Here is a 15,715-nt window from a genome sequence, read left to right on the forward strand (position 1 = left end):
GATTCAACACGGATTGACATAGTCAATCCAATGGATTTACATATCCGTAACCTACATCACCCCCCATCAAAGGCCAATCGTGAACAACCGGTACAAACCCCTCCTGAGAGCGACGCTGGCCGTCTCCCTCCTCGCCACCGCCCTGAGCTGGTCGGCCACGACCCCGGCCCTCGGCGCGCAGGCCGCCGCCGCACCCCCCACCGTGAAGAACAAGGTCTACGCGGGCTACCAGGGCTGGTTCAACGCCCAGGGCGACGGCTCGCCGCTCAACAACTGGCGGCACTGGTCGCGCGGGACACAGCCGTCCCCGGGCAACCAGACCTTCGAGCTCTACCCGGACATGAGCAAGTACCCCGCCTCGGCCAAGTACCAGACCGGGTACGCGGCGCTCGGCAACGGCCAGCCCGCGACGCTCTTCTCCTCCTATCCGACGGCCGTGGTCGACCAGCACTTCCAGTGGATGAGCCAGCACGGCATCGACGGCGCCGCGATCCAGCGCTTCGGCAGCGACGTCTCCACCCCCGGCTCGGCCAACGCCCAGGTCCGCAACACGATCACCTCCAGGGCCAGGGACGCCGCCGAGAAGTACGGCCGCGGGTTCTACGTCGAGTACGACGTCAGCGGCCTGACCGACGCCAACGTGGAGCAGGTCCTCACCCGGGACTGGACCGACGTGATCACAGGTCAGCTCCACCTCACCGACTCCCCGGCGTACGCCAGGGAGAACGGCAAGCCCGTGGTCGAGATCTGGGGCTTCGGCTTCGAGGACCGGCCCGGCACGGCCGCCCAGGCCGAGCGCATCGTGCGCTGGTTCAAGGACCGCGGCCTGTACGTCATCGGCGGCGTGCCGCGCGAGTGGCGCACGGGCGGCGGCAAGGCCGGGTTCGCCTCGGTGTACCGGGCGTTCGACATGATCTCGCCGTGGATGGTGGGATACGTCGGCGACACGAGCGGCCTGCTCAACGGCGACCGTGACGCGCTGAACGCGACCGGCCAGGCGTACCAGCCGGTCATCTACCCGGGCTTCGCCTGGTCCAACTGGAACGGCGGCGCGCGCAACATGATCCCGCGCCGGTCCGGCGACTTCATGTGGGAGCAGGCCGCCAGCGTGCGCCGGGCGGGGGTGCCGCAGGCGTTCATCGCGATGTTCGACGAGTACGACGAGGGCACGGCCCTCGCGCCGGGCGCCGAGGACTCCTCGCAGGTGCCGACCAACCAGTACTTCCTGACCAACAGCGCCGACGGCAAGTACGTGTCGTCGGACTTCTACCTGCGCCTGGCGGGCAGGGCCACCCGCATGATCACCGGCCTCGACCCGCTGGTGACCGCGGTGCCCATCCCGCTCAGCGCCGGTCCGGTCTTCTTCCGCACCAGCGTGGAGCAGGGGACCGACGCCCAGCCGACGTGGACGAACACGCCGGGCGGCGGCGGTACCACCAACGTCACCGGGCAGTCGCTCGCGGTCGCGGCCAACGAGGACAACCAGATCGGTTCGTCCGCCCTGCGCATCCGGGGCACCGCCGCCTCCGCCGCCGCCTCGCACGTCTACTACCAGGTGTTCGACGTGAACATCCCGGTGACCGCCGCGACCAAACTGCAGTACTCCTTCCTGCCGAAGGACGCGGGCGGCCGTAACGTCTCGGTGGACTTCGCGATGACGGACGGCACCACGCTCCGCGACAGCGCCGCCGTCACGACCACCGGCGCCGACATGCACCCGGGTACGGCCAAGGGCACGATCGGCTCGTGGTCGCGGATCCAGAGCGACTTCGGCTCCGCGCTGAACGGCAAGACCATCGACAAGATCCTCGTCGGCTACGACCGCAGCGGCACGGCCGGTGCCTTCACCGCCTACATCGACGATCTCACCATCACCAACTCCTGATTCCCGACCTCGGCCGGGGTACGGCGCCCGTCGCGGCACCGTACCCCGGCCGAGTCGTGTCACCGGCCGAGCAGAGGCGCGGGACGTCTCAGTCGTCCGGGTGCCGGTGGAGGCGGGTGTGCCGCGCCAGGGCCACGTCGATGACCTGGGTGTCGCCGGGCGGGGCTTCGGCGGTGTCCCACCAGCGGATCGCGCCGATCTCCCGGTTGGGGGTGAAGGCGTGGTGGAGGGCGGGGACGCGTGCGGTGTAGATCGCGGCGTACTCGTCGCGTGGCGGGCCGACGAGCCGGAAGCGCGCGTACCCGGCGAGGGTGAGGGTGGGCAGGCGCAGGCCGCTCTCCTCGTGGAGTTCCCGTACGGCGGCCTGGAGAGGTGTCTCGCCGGGGTCGATCCCGCCGCCGGGGAGTTCCCACTGGCCACGGAAGCGGTCGAAGACCAGCAGCAGGTACCGGCCGCACCAGACCGCGACCAGGGCCGCGGGCATCGGCGCGTCGTCCGGCACCTCGTCCGGCACGTCGGCGACGCGGGCGACCGGCAGGAACGCCGTCAGCGCGTTCCCCTTCGCGTCCCGGACCAGGGCTCGATCCATGCGTCCATGATGAGCGCCCGCGTTCGCGAACGCGAGACACCTCGGCCGCGACAGGACGCCTTCCGGGGTACGCACGGCCGGTCTCGTCGCCATCGGCCAGGTCCTCAGTCCCGGGGCTTGTGCCAGACGATGCTGTAGCGCAGCAGCAGATGGCGGCGGTAGCGGGAGCCGGGCAGGATCTCGGCGGCCAGCGCTCGCATCTGCGGGTACGTCACCGGCGGCGGCCACACTATGGGGGACGCGTGCTCCCAGTAGCCCTTCGCGGCGCGGTGGAAGGTGCCGACGACGACTCCGGCCAGGTCGCGCGGCAGGTCGTTGGGCATGGTGCTGCGGGCGAGGCCGACGACGGCCAGGACGCCGCCGGGACGCAGCAGGTCGCGCATGCGGGCCAGCCCGGTGGCGGCGTCCATGTGGTGCAAGGTGGCCACGGACGCGACGACGTCGAACGAGGCGGGCTCGAAGGGGTGGGTGAGGAAGTCGCCGAGGATGTGGTCGATGTCGTCCGGGTGCTCGCGGGCCCGGTCGACGCTCGGCGCGTCGAGGTCGATGCCGGTGACGTGCGGCACGACCCGCCGCAGTTCACGGGCGAGCATGCCCTCGCCACAACCGACGTCGAGGGCGTGCCGGGCGCCGTCGGGGACCGCGCGGAGGATGCGGGGGTGGTAATGGATGTTGTGGTTCCATCGCCTGTCGTTCTCCACTGTCATGGGAGCATCCTGCCGAACATCCGGCCGTGACCTCTTTCCGCTTTCCGCTTGCGCGGGGCCGCGACTCCCGAGATCGGGACTGTCCGGCCGGTTGACGGCCGGGACCCGGTCGAGGTCCGGCCCGGGGTCCGGTTGAGGCCCGGCCGGGGTCCGGTCGGGGTCCGGCTTGGAGAACGCTCCCGGTCCCGCGCGGGGCTCCCCGCATCCCCGGAAGACCCGGCCAGGCCCGGCCCGGTCCAGCGGGGGTGCCCGGCGGGGTGTCAGCGTCCGGAGCCCTCGGCGACTCTCGGCATGTCCTGCCAGGAGGCGCCCGGGGGCGTGGCGGTCGCGCAGACGACGTAGTGGTGCGGGGTCATCGCCGACATGCGGCCGAACAACAGGCTCAGACAGGCGGAGTGCAGCGCCTCCGGGGTGGTGTCGGCCGAGGTGAAGCACACCAGCCGATGCCCGAGCCGCCCGTCGGCCTCGGCGATGACGGCCGTACCGGCGAGAGCCGCTCCGGGGGCGAGGACCGTTCCGGCGGTTGAAGCTGCCTCGGCGGCGAGAGCCGTTCCGGCGGTGAGGGGTGCTTCGGTGGTGAGGGTCGTTCCGGCGGTGAGGGGTCCCTCGGCGGTGAAGGTCGTTTCAACGTCGAGGGGTGCCTCGACGTTAAGGGCTGCCTCGGCGTCGCCGGTCAGCCGTGCGAGCGCGTCCGTCGTCAGGCGTTCGACCTCGGGGAGGTGGACCCAGCAGCCGTCGATCGACAGCCAGCCGTCGTCCCGGGGAACCGGGACGACACCGGTGAGGGCGGTCAGCTCGCTCAGTGGCACGTTCCGATCGCCCGCCTCGATGAGCAGCCGGGCGATCCCCTCGCCGAGGGCCAGCGTGTCGTCGCGCGGCAGGCAGCGCGGGTCGGCCCACAGGGTGACGTCGAGCTCGCCGTGCAGCCGGTGGACCCAGAGCGAGGTGCGCGTGGGCAGGGTCCCCGGCGGAAGCCAGACCGAGTGAACGTCCTCGCCGGTACGGCTGACCCGCGTGCCCCGGCCGGGGACGCTCATGTCGTTGAACACGATGTCCCTGGCGAAGAAGAGCCCGCGCTCCCGCTGGACGTCCTCCATGATCCGGATGAGGGCGTCCGAGTCGAACCGGCTGTTCTGGTACGCGGCCATCGTCGCCGAGCGCGCGCCGCGCAACACGGCGTCGAAGCCGTCTCCGCCGACCTCCACGGGGATCAGCGCGTCCTGGGCGAGCGGCCCGACGTACTCGCGCAGCTCGGGCCGGAACCGGTTCGCCGAGATGGACAGTACGACGACCGTCCGCAGGTCGGCCCGTACTCCGGCGAGCACCGCCAGGGCCGCGAGCACCGCCGCCGACGGGCTCGCCCCGGTACGCGCGGAGATCCGCCCCAGCGCCCTGGCCGCCGGGACCGAGCGCACGCGCAGCCGGGGAAGCACCCAGTCCGTCTCGCCGTCCACCGGGACGGTCAGCGTGGACCGGGGCACCCCGCGCAGGTGGCCCTCCCAGTAGCGGAGCGCCGACTCGGCCCGCCGCAGACCGGCCGGGGTGCGCTCGGCCGCCGCGACATCGAGCGGCTGCGGCGCGGCCACCGGCGCGAGCGGCTTGCCGAGGAGGAGTTCGTCCCACTCGGTGAGCAGTACGGCGAGCCCGGCCGCGTCCATGGCGCTGTGCGTGGTCACCAGAACGACCTGCCGTGGCACGCCACCGGAGGTGATCACGGCGACCCGGAGAGGGATCTCCGCCTCCAGCGCGAAGCACGTCCCCTGGAGCCGCCGCGCGACCTCCTCCGCGAGGTCGGCGTCACGCGTCTCGGCACCGCCCCGAACCAACCCCCCACCCTCAACACCGACACCGGCAGCGGCCCGAACCGACCCCTCACCCTCAGCACCGACACCGCCTCGAACCGACCCCCCGACTCCCGGCCCTTCGGCGCCCTCCGGTCCTTCGACCTCTCCGCTCACCGGGGCGTCGCCGAGGTCCCCGCCGGTGTCGTGGACCTCGACGGGCACGTCCCCGGCGGCCATGACCCGCTGGAGGTCGTCGTGGAAGGTCGTGCGCAGGGACTCGTGCCGGGTCACCAGCTGGACCACGGCCTCGGTGACCACGGCGAGCGTCGTACCCGGCTGGAGGGCCCGTACGACGCGGTAGTTCATGTGCTCCGGCGGGTCGATGAGCATGCAGCGGACCATGTTGGCCTGGCCCGTCGTCAAGGGGCCCTGGCGTGCCGGTAGACCGGAGAAACGCGCGACGACGGTCACGGGGCGCCCTTCGGCAGGACGCCGGTCCATGTCCGCCCGGCGTACCCCGGGCACCGCTCCGCGCTGCCGGGAAGACCACCGGGAACGCCGCGCGGCCGGTGTACGCGACAGGGGCCGGACCGGCGGAGGGACCGGAACCTGGACCGTTCCTGTCCGAACGAGAGCGGTTGTGCCACGGAAGCCGCCAAACCGAAAAGTCCTTTATTGGAAAGTTTGCTTACAGTTTCGAGGGTGACGTCAGTGAATCATGTCCGCGGGGGACGCGACAAGCCCCTGTCCATCGCGGTTTCCGCGTCCCGCTCACCTGTTCAGGCGGCGGATCTCCCCCGGGGCTCCAGGGCCGCCGCCACCGTGGCCGGGGACGCGGCGAGCAGCGGCAGCCGTACGGCGGGGGTGGGGATGTCACCCCGCGCGTGCAGTACGGCTTTGATCACCGTGGGGTTCGGCTCCGCGAACAGCCGGAGCGAGAGCGGCGCGAGGCGGTGCCCGAGGGCGCGCGCCTCGAACACGTCACCGGTCCGCCACGCGGCGACGAGCCGCGCGAAGTCGGCGGTGGCGACCAGCGCCGAGGCCAGGACGCCGCCGTGCGCGCCGAGCGCCAGCAGCGGCGAGATGTACGCATCGTCGCCGCCGAGGATCACGAACCCGGGAGGCGGGTCGGCGAGCAGATCGATGGCGTCGCCGTTGATCCCGCCGGGCGAGAACTTCACCCCGGCGACCCCGGGGATCGCGGCGAGCCTCCGCAGCGCCCCTGCCGACAGGTACTGGCCCGTGCGGTACGGGATGTCGTAGGCGACGAGAGGCACCGGGCTCAGCTCGGCGAGGTGCGCGAAGTGCGCGAGCACCCCCTCCTCACCGGGGCGGACGAACGGGGGCACCACCGTCAGCGCGGCGACGACCTCCGGGTGGCCGCCCAGCCGCCGCAGCGCCCCGGCCGTGTCGGCGCCCACCACGAGCGGCGCCGACCGTTCCCGGCAGACCCGGGCCGCCACCTCGATCACGGCCCGCTTCTCCGCGTCCGTGAGCGCGCCGGGTTCCCCGGTGGTGCCGAGCGCGACCAGGCCCGTCGCGCCGTCGGCGAGCAACCGCCGCGCGAGCGACTCCAGCGCGCCGAGGGCCACCTCACCGGAGGTCTCGAACGGGGTGATCAGTGGGACGTAAAGACCGTTGAGTGTCATGGGAACCATCGTCACGTGATCAAAGGTGAAGAACCAGTTCCGATTCATGAGGGTATACGTAAGCTGAACTTATGCTTGATGTCCGCCGCCTGCGGCTGCTCCGCGATCTGGCCAGGCTCGGCACCATCGCCGCGGTCGCCCAGGCCCACACCTACACGCCGTCGGCCGTGTCCCAGCAGCTCACGGCGCTGCAACGGGAGGCCGGGGTGCCGCTGCTGGAGCGGACCGGCCGCGGCGTCGCCCTCACCCCGGCGGGCGTCGCGCTGGTCGAGCACACCGAGACCGTGCTCGCCGCGCTGGAGGCGGCCTCGGCGACCCTCGCCGCCGCCCGGACCGGCCTGAGCGGGACCGTGCACATCGGGGCGTTCCCGACCGCCGTGCACACCCTGCTGCCCGCCGCACTGGTCTCGCTGGGCCGCGACCATCCGGGACTCGACCTGATGGTCACCGAACTGGACCCGGCCGCCGTCCCCGAAGCGCTGCGGGAACGACGGCTCGACGTGGCGCTGCTGCACGACTACGACCTGGCCCCCGTCGAACCCGACCCGACGCTCGACTCGACACCCCTGCTGGAGGAAACAGTCTTCCTCGCGGTACCCGGCGCGGCGGACTCTTCCCTGGCCCCCGGCGCGGCCGACTCCCCCACGGCTCCCGGCGCGACGGACCCTCCCGTGCTCCCCGGTACGACGGACTCCCCCGCCGTTCCCGTCGTCCCTGGCTCGGCCGATGCCACAGCGCCCGCGGATCCGGTCGGCGGGTTCCGGGACGCGGACTGGATCGTGGCCTCGCCGGGTACCCTCTGCCACACCGTGGCCGTGCGCGCCTGCCTGGCCGCGGGATTCACACCGCGGGTACGCCACCACATGGACGACTTCACCGCCGTGCTGACGCTGGTCGCGGCCGGTCAGGGGGTCGCCCTGGTACCGCTGCTCGGCGCCGTCCGGCTTCCGGACGGTGTGCGCCTCCTGCCGCTACCGGCGCGGCGCAGGACCCGGATCGCCTACCGCCGAGGAGCCGGTGAGCATCCCGCGGTCGCCGCGTGCGTCCGCGCCATCCGCGCCGCGACCGAGGACTACCTGCCGAGGGCCCAGGTCGGCGGGGCCTGTCCAACGACCAGGTCGCCGACCGCATGGTGATCGGCTCGCTGACCGCGAAAACCCACACCAACCGGGCCATGGCCAAGCTCCACGCCCGTGACCGCGCCCAGCTCGTGGTCCTCGCCTACGAATCCGGCCTGGTGGTCCCGCACACCTCCTGAGACGCGGGGACCGGTGGATGATCGCCCGCGCCGGATCCGCCGCCCCGGGTCAGGTCATCCGCATGCGGTCGCGCAGGGTCGCGACGCCGTCGCCGTCGAGGTCGTCGCAGTACGCCGTACGCCCGGTCATGGCCATCGTGAGCGCCAGGGTGGTACCGGACACGAGCGGGCCGGAGCCGGTCGCGAAGGGGCCGTCGTTCGCGACGAGCCGCAGGCCGACGATCCGTTTCCTGGCGGGGACGACGAGGTCGGAGCCCCCGTAGTACTCGGCCAGGCGGGTGACGGTCGTGATCGGGTAGTCGCGGCGAATGCCCAGCGGTCGCCGGATGTCCTCCCCGTGCACGATCGTCTCGCCCAGCATCACCACGGTCGACAGAAGTGGCGTGGTCGTGTTCGTGACGACGCGGCGGAACCTGTCGTACGTCTCGGCCGGGTTCGCGCCCAGTTCCTCGGCGAGCCGCATGGCGACCTGCTTGTCGAAGTCGAACCGGCAGCGGATCACGCCCGCGAGCCACCGTACCGGGGTGAGGGTCGCCGCCGAGGTGATGTGCGCCAGCACCTCGCGCACGGTCAGCCCGGCGCACAGCGACGGCGTCGCCCACCGCTCGTCGGTCAGGTTCGCCAGGTCGGCAGCGAGGGCCGCCCGTTCGGCGTGGATCAGTGGCCACACCTCGGACGCACGGCGCGGATTCGCCCTCGGCTCCGGGCCGGTCGTCTCGGGCGGTGTGTCGTCGTGGGTCATGGGAGTCCTCGCGGCAGCCGGTAACAACGGTCAGAGGGTGAGACTCCCGCCACGGGGTGGAATCGTCGCTCGTGAGCGACATCATCGCAGATGATCCTGGTTATCGTGGCGCCCCCGGAGCCATCGGCGATCACGCCGCGTCCGATGCCTCCGGGGGTGCCAGCGGCGCCACACCGTACCGGCGGTGCCCGATGCTCCCGGGGGTGCCAGAGGTGCAACCAGACGCCAGGCCGTCTCAGCCGGGACGCTACCGCCTAGGCGTCGGCGACGTCCCGTACCGTCCGAAATTGGGCCGCGTGGTCGTGTGCCCATTCGCGGAATGTGCGGGCGGGGCGGCCGGTCACCTCCTCGACGGTCGTGGTGACAGGCTCGGGGGCGGTCACGATGGCGGCCCAGTAATCGAGGGCGCCGTCCACCACCTCGGGGTCGCCCCAGGCGGCGATCATCTCCTCGCGGGCCTCCTCGCGCGGCTGCTCCTCGAAGCGCAGAGGGCGGCCGATGACCTCGCCGATGACGCGGACCTGGTCGGCCTGGGTGATGATCTCCGGCCCGGTGAGCGCGTAGCTCCGGCCGCCGTGTCCGTCCTCCGTCAGCGCCCGCAGGGCCACGGCCGCGATGTCGGCCTCGTGGATGAGCGAGCGCGCCGCGCCCGCGTACGGCGCGCGCACCACGCCGCCGGTCCTGATCTCGTCGGCCCAGCCGAGGGTGTTGGTGGCGAACCCGCCCGCCCGCAGGAACGTCCACTCCACCCCCGAGCGCCGTACCAGCTCCTCGATCTCGCTCCACACCCCGTTCTGCGCCGCCTCGCGCCCGTCCTGTACGGAGAGGGCGGAGACGTAGACGACCCGGCGGGCGTGCCGGGCGATCGCCTCGACGACGGGTTCCGCCCCGGCGGCCGAGAAGGACGGCCAGAGCAGGAACACCGTGCCCACGCCCTCCAGCGCCGCCTCCACGGTCCGGGGGTCGGTCAGGTCCCCGCGCGCCGCCTCGACGCCGCCGGGCAGGCGGGCCCGTCGCGGGTCGCGGGTCAGCGCCCGCACCGGAACCCCGGCCTCGACGAGCAGGGGCACCAGGTGTCCGCCGATGTTCCCGGTGGCGCCGGTCACCAAGATCTTCTCTGATGTGTTCATGCGCCCATGCTCGAACTTGAACCTTTGTTGAAGTCAAGCCGGTCGGCGGACCGCGTTCTCAGGTGCCGTCGGCCGGGGTGAACGCCGTGGCGTGGTCGCGGGCGAAGTCCGCGACGTCGCGCGGAGCGCGGCCGAGAAGGTCGGTGAGCGTGTCGGTGGTGAAGTCTCCCCAGCCGGAGACGTACGCCCGCGCGTACTCCTCAAGCATGTCGACGATCCACACCGGAACGCCGTAGCCGAGCAGTGTCTTGCGCTTGACGTCGTCACCGACCGGCAGGTACGTGATGGGCCTGCCGAGGGCGAGGCTCAACCGGGCGGCGACCTCGTCGAACGCCAGCGAGCGCGGGCCGGTGAGGGTGTACGTCCGGCCGTGGTGACGGTCCGGGTCGTCGAGGAGCACGCGGGCGGCACACTCGGCGATGTCGCGTACGTCGATCATGCCGACCCGCGCCGAGGCCAGGTTCAGCGAGAACGTGCCGGTGGCGGAGATGTCGCCCGCCTCGTTCAGCAGGTTCTGCATGAACCAGTGGGGACGCAGGATCGTCCAGCGCATGCCGCACTGTTCGATCTCCCGGTCGGACAGCGCGTGCAACCTGCCGCTGCGGTTCGGCGCGTCGTGTGCCGCGCCGACGACGGACAGGCGCACGACGCGCTCCACACCGGCCTGGCGTGCGGCCCACAGGGCGTTCATGGCGTTCTCGGGGGCGCGCGGGCTGTTCGGGGTGAGCAGCCACACGTCCTGTACGCCCTCGAAGGCGGGCGGCAGCGACCGGGGGTCGTCGAGGTCGCCGACGAATACCTCTGCGCCCCGCTCGCGCGGGCCGTCCGCTCTGGACCCTTCGCGGACGAGGGCGCGAAGGTCCACGTCGGTCCCCTCCAGCGCGTCCATCAGCGCGGTGGACACGGTTCCGGTGGCTCCGGTGATCAGGACGGTACGTGACACGCTCGTTCTCCTTTGGTGAGGGTGGAGTGGTACTACGGCGGCGACCCGGCGGTCTCGGGCGGACACCCCGGCCACCACGCGGCCTCCCGCGTCGTACGCCGTCTGCGGGTGGAGCAGCTGGTCGAACCGGTCAAGGGGGCCGGTGCCGCCTACGGGTAGATCAGCCGGTCAAGGCGACCGAGCTGGTCAAGATGGCCGGTACCGCCTGCGGGGGATCAGCTGGTCGAGGCGGCCGGGGCCGGGGTGTCGCCGTGGTGAGCCGGGGTGTTCGGGGGGCTGCCCGCCGACCGGCCGACGGTGACGCGCTCCAGGGCCCAGAGCACGACGGTCCCGGCAGAGAAGGTGGCGCCCAGGACGCACACGCCGGTCCAGCCGCCGTGTACCCAGACCACCGACGTCAGCGCGGATCCCACCGCGCCGCCGAGGAACAGGGTGGTCATGAAGGCGGAGTTGATCCGGTTGCGGGCCTCGGGCCGGAGCGCGTAGATGACGTTCTGACTGCTGTTGAGCACCGCCTGGTGCGCCAGGTCCAGCACGATCACGCCGACGAGCAGCCAGACCAGCGTGTGGGCCCCCGCCGCGATCGCCGCCCAGGACGCCAGCAGCAGGACCGTCCCGGCACCGGTCACGATCTGGACGTACCCCCGGTCGGCCAGCCGCCCCGCCACCGTGGCGGTCAGCGCGCCGACGACGCCGACCAGGGCGAACAGGCCGATGGCCGACTCCGACCAGCCGTACGGCGACCGCACCAGCAGGAAGGTCAGCGCCGTCCACAGCACGCTGAACGAGGCGAGGCTCAACGCGCCGATACCCGCCCGCCAGCGCAACAGCGGCTCGTACCGGAACATCGCGACCGTCGAGCGCAGCAGCCCGGGGTAGGACAGGCGTCCGCCGTCTCCGCCGAGCCGGGGCAGGAAGACCCGCAGCAGTACGGCCATCAGCACCATCAGAACCGCGTTCACCCAGTAGACCGTCCGCCACCCGCCCAGCTCGGACAGCGCCCCGGCGGCGGTCCGCGCCAGCAACAGGCCGAGCATCAGCCCGGTCATCACCGTGCCGACCACCCGGCCGCGCTCGGCCGGGTCCGCCAGCGTCGTCGCGAACGGCACCACCACCTGCGCCCCGACCGAGGTCAGCGCGGTCAGAGCCGTACTGACCAGGAGCACCGTGCCGTTGGGGGCGACGGCCGACACCAGCAGGAGCAGCCCGGTCGCCGCGTAGAGCGACACCGCCAGCCGCCGCCGCTCCATCAGGTCGCCGAGCGGCACCAGCAGGATCAGCCCCAGCGCGTACCCGCCCTGCGCGGCCGTCACCACCAGCGCCGCCGACGACGGCCCGATCCCCAGCTCCCGGCCGATCAGGTCGAGCAGCGGCTGCGCGAAGTAGTTTCCCGCGACCGCCAGCCCGGTCGCCGCCGACATGAGCAGCAGCAGCCCGCGCGACAGGCCGCCGTCCGTGCGAGGTTTCGTCATGCGCCCAGCCTCGACGACGAACGATCAATGAGTCCAACGCATATTTGTCATCGGACTGATCGTGCATCACGATTGATCCGTGGAGCTTCAGCAGATGCGCTATGTCGTCGCCGTCGCCGAGACGAGCAACTTCACCCGGGCCGCCGAGCGGTGCCTGGTCGTCCAGTCCGCGCTGAGTCACCAGATCGCCCGCCTGGAACGCGAGCTGGGCGCCAAGCTGTTCGAGCGCACCAGCCGCCGCGTCCGGCTCACCCCCGCCGGTGAGGCGTTCCTCCCGGCGGCCCGCCAGGCTCTCGACGCCGCCGAACGAGCCCGCGCCGAGGTGGCCGCCGCCGCCGGGGAGATCCGGGGCAGGCTCGCCGTCGGCGCCATTCCCACCGTCGCGGCGGTCGACCTCCCGACCGCGCTGGAGCGTTTCCACCTGCGGCACCGGCAGGTACGGATCAGCCTCCGCTCGGGCGCGAGCGACGAGCTGGCCGAACAGGTGCGGCAGGGCACCCTGGACGCCGCGTTCCTTGGGCTGCCGGTGGGCGTACGGCCCAAGGGTGTCCGAGGTCGCGAGCTGGCGCGCGGCGATCTCGTCGCCGCAGTGGCGCCGGGCCACCCGCTCGCGGGCAGGGAGCTGGTGGACCTGCGTCGGCTGTCGGACGAACCGTTCGTCGACTTCCCCCCGGGTACGGCCGCGCGGGCCCAGACGGACGAGGCGTTCGCGACGGCCGGGGTCCGCCGCGAGGTCGCCTTCGAGGTGACGAACATGGACTTCATGGCTCGCCTGATCCGGCAGGGCCTGGGCATCGGGATGCTGCCCGCCGCCTTCGTGTCCGAGCTCCCCGACCTGCCCGTCCTGCGGCTTCGCGACGCCCCCGCCCGCATGGAGCACCTGGTCTGGAGCCGCTTTCCCCCGTCCCCCGCCGCTGCGGCGTTCCTGTCCGTCCTCGGTGTCACGGAACACGCGGGATCGCCGGACCCGTGACCCCAGGCGCCTCCGGCGAGCCGGAGTCCAGTCATCCCGGTCACCCCGGCCATCTCGGGCATCCCGGCCGTCGGCGACCTCGGTCCGGTGTCGGCCGCGAGGTGCTCCGGGGATGCCCGCGTTCGACGTGATCTGACCGTTTTTCAGGGCAGGACGCGGGCATGCGCGGACGAACGGACTCTCACTACTGGGGCGTGGTGCTCGACGCCCCCGACGCACAGGAACTCGCGCGGTTCTACGCGCGCCTGCTCGACTGGAAGGTCACCAAGGACGAGCCCGGCTGGGCCACGGTCGCACCGGCCGACGGGGTCGCGTACCTGGGTTTCCAGACCTCCCCTGACTACGTACGCCCGGTCTGGCCGTCCGCCGACGGCTCGCAGCAGATGATGCTGCACCTCGACCTGGAGGTCGACGACCTCTACGGCGCGGTCGCGCACGCGGTCGAGACGGGTGCGACGGTCGCCGCCCACCAGCCGCAGGACGACGTCCGGGTGCTCCTCGACCCCGCCGGACACCCGTTCTGCCTCTATCTGGACAGTGACAGTGACAGTGACGGGGACGGGGACGGGGACGGCTAGCGACGCGAGTACGGGTACCGGCGGGACGGCTCCGGCCGGTGTCAGGTGGCGGGGAGCCGGTTGACGGGGTGGTCGCCGGTGGCCCAGAGATACTGGACGGCGTAGGCACGCCAGGGCCGCCAGGCGGCGGAGCGGCGGGTGAGCGCCGAGGGGGTGACGGGGAGGCCGAGCCTGCGGGCGGCGGCGCGGATCCCGAGGTCGGTGGGGATGAAGGCGTCGGGGTCGCCGAGGGCGCGCATCGCGATGGTCTCGACGGTCCAGGGCCCGAGTCCGGGAAGCGCCAGGAGCCGCGCGCGGGCCCGGTCCCGGTCGGCTCCGGCGCCGAGGTCGATCTCGCCGTCCGCCAGGGCGGTGATCAGGCCGGTGAGCGTCGCGCGTCGTGCCCGGGGAAGGGCGAGCTTCTCCGGATCCAGCGAGGCCAGCGCTCCGGGGGTGGGGAAGAGGTGGGTGAGGCCCCCGCCGGGATCCGTGATCGGTTCGCCGTGGGCGACGACCAGCCGGGCGGCGTGGGTGCGGGCGGCGGCGGTGGACACCTGCTGCCCGAGCACCGCGCGTACCGCCAGCTCGAACGCGTCGACGGTACGGGGCACCCGGCGGCCGGGCTCCTCGTCCACGAAGGGGGCGAGCACCGGGTCGGCGCGCAGGACGTCTCCGATGGCGATGGGGTCGGCGTCGAGGTCGAGCAGGTTCCGGCACCGGTCGATCGCGGTGGAGAGGTCACGAGGGTCGCTGAGGGTCAGGCGGCAGCCGACGTGGTCGGGCATCGGCCACAGGGTGGCGACGCCGTGGCCGTGCGGCAGGCGCAGCGTCCGGCGGTACGCGCCGTCGCGCCACTCCTCCACCCCGGGTACGGCGGTCGCGGCGAGATGCCCGAACAGGTTGCCGGGACACAGCGGAGCCCGGAACGGCAACCGCACCGACACCGTCCGGCCGTCGACCAGCCCCGGGCCGGGAAAGGCGTGCCCCTCACCGGCGGGTCCCCTCGGCTGGGAGTTCTCGTCATGCATACCTGCAGTCTCCAGGAGAGCGACGACCGGGCCCGCCCCGCACACCCCTCGGCGGGACGCAGATACTCGAACTCAGGTGCCGTTCGTCGGCGGGGGTTCGGTGAAGGCTCCGGCCGACGCGACAGCACCCGCACGGCGTGCTCGGCGACGACTACCTCGCCCTCGGCCTGACGAGCACCGTCCTGTAGCCCCCGGCGGCACCCAGGTCGTCGGCGGTCATCGACACGACCCCGGCACAACGCAACGCAACGCAACAGAACGTGACGCGAGGACCGAGGACGCGGCTCCGGGGATCACGAGCGTCGCCGGTAGCCCGTGAGTGAACCAGGGGCTACCGGCCCGTCGTCAGGTGACCGGCCCCGGGCCCGGCCTCACCGGGGCTCAGACGGCGGCCGACGCGGCGCGGGAGGTCAGCCCTCGAACGACAGGGTGGCGAACCGATACCAGGTCTTGCCGTTCTCGTCCCCCTTGTGGATACGGCCGGTCATGACCTTGTTGTCGTCCGCCAGCCAGCTGTGACTGCTCTCCTTGTACTCACCGCTGGTCTGCCCGTCCTTCAGCCGCACCTGCCGCCCCTGCCAGTACAGCGCGGCACTGCGGTACCTCGTGTCGCCGTTCTCGTCGTCCTGGTGCCATCTGCCGACGACCACCTGGTTGTTGGGGGCGCTGTAGTCGGCCCTGCTCTCCCTCTGGGGGGAGGTCCAGTCTCCGGTGTGCACCTGGACCCGCTCGCCGTTGATCATGATCCGGCTGCAGTGGTAGGTGGTCTGCTTGTTCTCGTCGCCGTAGTGCGAACGGCCGGTGAGCACCGTGTTCGCCGGGCAGGTGAACTGGACGCCCATCGACTCCCACACGGCCTCCGTGTAGATGCGTTCCGTCTCGATCTCCACCGCCGCCGAGGCGGGGGAGACCATGGTGGTGGCCGACAGGGCGGCGGCCACGGCGACGACGGACAGGGCCTTGCTGTACGTTCTCATTGGTTTTGGTTCCTTTCGAAG

15 protein-coding genes and 1 pseudogene are annotated in these 15,715 nt (G+C 72.3%); 6 read left to right on the forward strand and 10 right to left on the reverse strand.

All coding sequences use genetic code 11. From position 1 onward, the window contains the following. Positions 1-79: 79 nt before the first annotated feature. Entirely contained in the window at positions 80-1,885 is a 1,806-nt protein-coding gene (locus ACW9TB_RS33815) for a glycoside hydrolase family 99 protein (protein WP_472752176.1), read from the forward strand. An 88-nt stretch (positions 1,886-1,973) separates the two neighbouring features. On the opposite strand, the gene ACW9TB_RS33820 is transcribed toward ACW9TB_RS33815, so the two are convergent. The 4 genes from ACW9TB_RS33820 to ACW9TB_RS33835 form a co-directional block, all read right to left on the reverse strand. Next, positions 1,974-2,474 carry an NUDIX hydrolase gene (locus ACW9TB_RS33820; RefSeq protein WP_472752177.1) on the reverse strand — a complete coding sequence of 167 codons (501 nt, stop codon included), beginning with the start codon at positions 2,472-2,474 and terminating at the stop codon, positions 1,974-1,976. 104 nt (positions 2,475-2,578) lie between these two features. Then, entirely contained in the window at positions 2,579-3,181 is a 603-nt protein-coding gene (locus ACW9TB_RS33825) for a class I SAM-dependent methyltransferase (protein WP_472752178.1), read from the reverse strand. A 260-nt stretch (positions 3,182-3,441) separates the two neighbouring features. After that, entirely contained in the window at positions 3,442-5,436 is a 1,995-nt protein-coding gene (locus tag ACW9TB_RS33830) for a hypothetical protein (protein ID WP_472752179.1), read from the reverse strand. Between the two features lie 308 nt (positions 5,437-5,744). Further along, on the reverse strand, positions 5,745-6,614 hold the full coding sequence (locus ACW9TB_RS33835; RefSeq protein ID WP_472752180.1) for a dihydrodipicolinate synthase family protein: 870 nt from the start codon (positions 6,612-6,614) through the stop codon (positions 5,745-5,747). A gap of 71 nt (positions 6,615-6,685) precedes the next feature. Between ACW9TB_RS33835 and ACW9TB_RS33840 the strand changes: the two genes are divergently transcribed. Together ACW9TB_RS33840 and ACW9TB_RS33845 are read left to right on the forward strand one after the other, a co-directional pair. Next, the gene (locus tag ACW9TB_RS33840) at positions 6,686-7,750 is read left to right on the forward strand and encodes a LysR family transcriptional regulator (protein ID WP_472752181.1); all 1,065 of its coding nucleotides are present in this window, start codon (positions 6,686-6,688) and stop codon (positions 7,748-7,750) included. Continuing rightward, a pseudogene (locus ACW9TB_RS33845) lies at positions 7,711-7,872 on the forward strand (response regulator transcription factor); the annotation flags it as partial. The gene ACW9TB_RS33840 and the pseudogene ACW9TB_RS33845, both read left to right, overlap by 40 nt. Positions 7,873-7,921: 49 nt before the next feature. On the opposite strand, the gene ACW9TB_RS33850 reads toward ACW9TB_RS33845, so the two are convergent. From ACW9TB_RS33850 to ACW9TB_RS33860, 3 genes are all read right to left on the reverse strand, one after another. Then, a complete protein-coding gene (locus ACW9TB_RS33850) occupies positions 7,922-8,614 on the reverse strand; it encodes a maleylpyruvate isomerase family mycothiol-dependent enzyme (protein ID WP_472752182.1) in 693 nt (230 codons plus the stop codon). A 254-nt stretch (positions 8,615-8,868) separates the two neighbouring features. After that, a complete protein-coding gene (locus ACW9TB_RS33855) occupies positions 8,869-9,744 on the reverse strand; it encodes an SDR family oxidoreductase (protein ID WP_472752183.1) in 876 nt (291 codons plus the stop codon). Between the two features lie 58 nt (positions 9,745-9,802). Next, complete coding sequence (locus ACW9TB_RS33860; RefSeq protein WP_472752184.1) at positions 9,803-10,687, reverse strand: SDR family oxidoreductase; 885 nt, start codon at positions 10,685-10,687, stop codon at positions 9,803-9,805. Between the two features lie 21 nt (positions 10,688-10,708). Here ACW9TB_RS33860 and ACW9TB_RS33865 point away from each other — a divergent pair, with 21 nt between their 5' ends. Next, positions 10,709-10,846: a hypothetical protein gene (locus tag ACW9TB_RS33865; RefSeq protein ID WP_472752185.1), complete on the forward strand. Its 138-nt coding sequence runs from the start codon at positions 10,709-10,711 to the stop codon at positions 10,844-10,846. A 56-nt stretch (positions 10,847-10,902) separates the two neighbouring features. On the opposite strand, the gene ACW9TB_RS33870 is transcribed toward ACW9TB_RS33865, so the two are convergent. Further along, entirely contained in the window at positions 10,903-12,159 is a 1,257-nt protein-coding gene (locus ACW9TB_RS33870) for an MFS transporter (RefSeq protein ID WP_472752186.1), read from the reverse strand. Positions 12,160-12,238: 79 nt separating this feature from the next. Here ACW9TB_RS33870 and ACW9TB_RS33875 point away from each other — a divergent pair, with 79 nt between their 5' ends. Both ACW9TB_RS33875 and ACW9TB_RS33880 read left to right on the forward strand, forming a co-directional pair. Then, complete coding sequence (locus ACW9TB_RS33875; protein ID WP_472752187.1) at positions 12,239-13,132, forward strand: LysR family transcriptional regulator; 894 nt, start codon at positions 12,239-12,241, stop codon at positions 13,130-13,132. Between the two features lie 161 nt (positions 13,133-13,293). Continuing rightward, complete coding sequence (locus ACW9TB_RS33880; RefSeq protein WP_472752188.1) at positions 13,294-13,710, forward strand: VOC family protein; 417 nt, start codon at positions 13,294-13,296, stop codon at positions 13,708-13,710. Positions 13,711-13,751: 41 nt separating this feature from the next. Here the strand turns inward: ACW9TB_RS33880 and ACW9TB_RS33885 are convergent, their stop codons facing one another. Both ACW9TB_RS33885 and ACW9TB_RS33890 read right to left on the reverse strand, forming a co-directional pair. Next, a complete protein-coding gene (locus ACW9TB_RS33885; protein ID WP_472752189.1) occupies positions 13,752-14,717 on the reverse strand; it encodes a DNA-3-methyladenine glycosylase family protein in 966 nt (321 codons plus the stop codon). Positions 14,718-15,127: 410 nt separating this feature from the next. Next, positions 15,128-15,694 carry a hypothetical protein gene (locus ACW9TB_RS33890; protein ID WP_472752190.1) on the reverse strand — a complete coding sequence of 189 codons (567 nt, stop codon included), beginning with the start codon at positions 15,692-15,694 and terminating at the stop codon, positions 15,128-15,130. Positions 15,695-15,715: the final 21 nt, after the last annotated feature.

It is taken from the genome of Streptosporangium sp. H13245 (assembly GCF_055690525.1).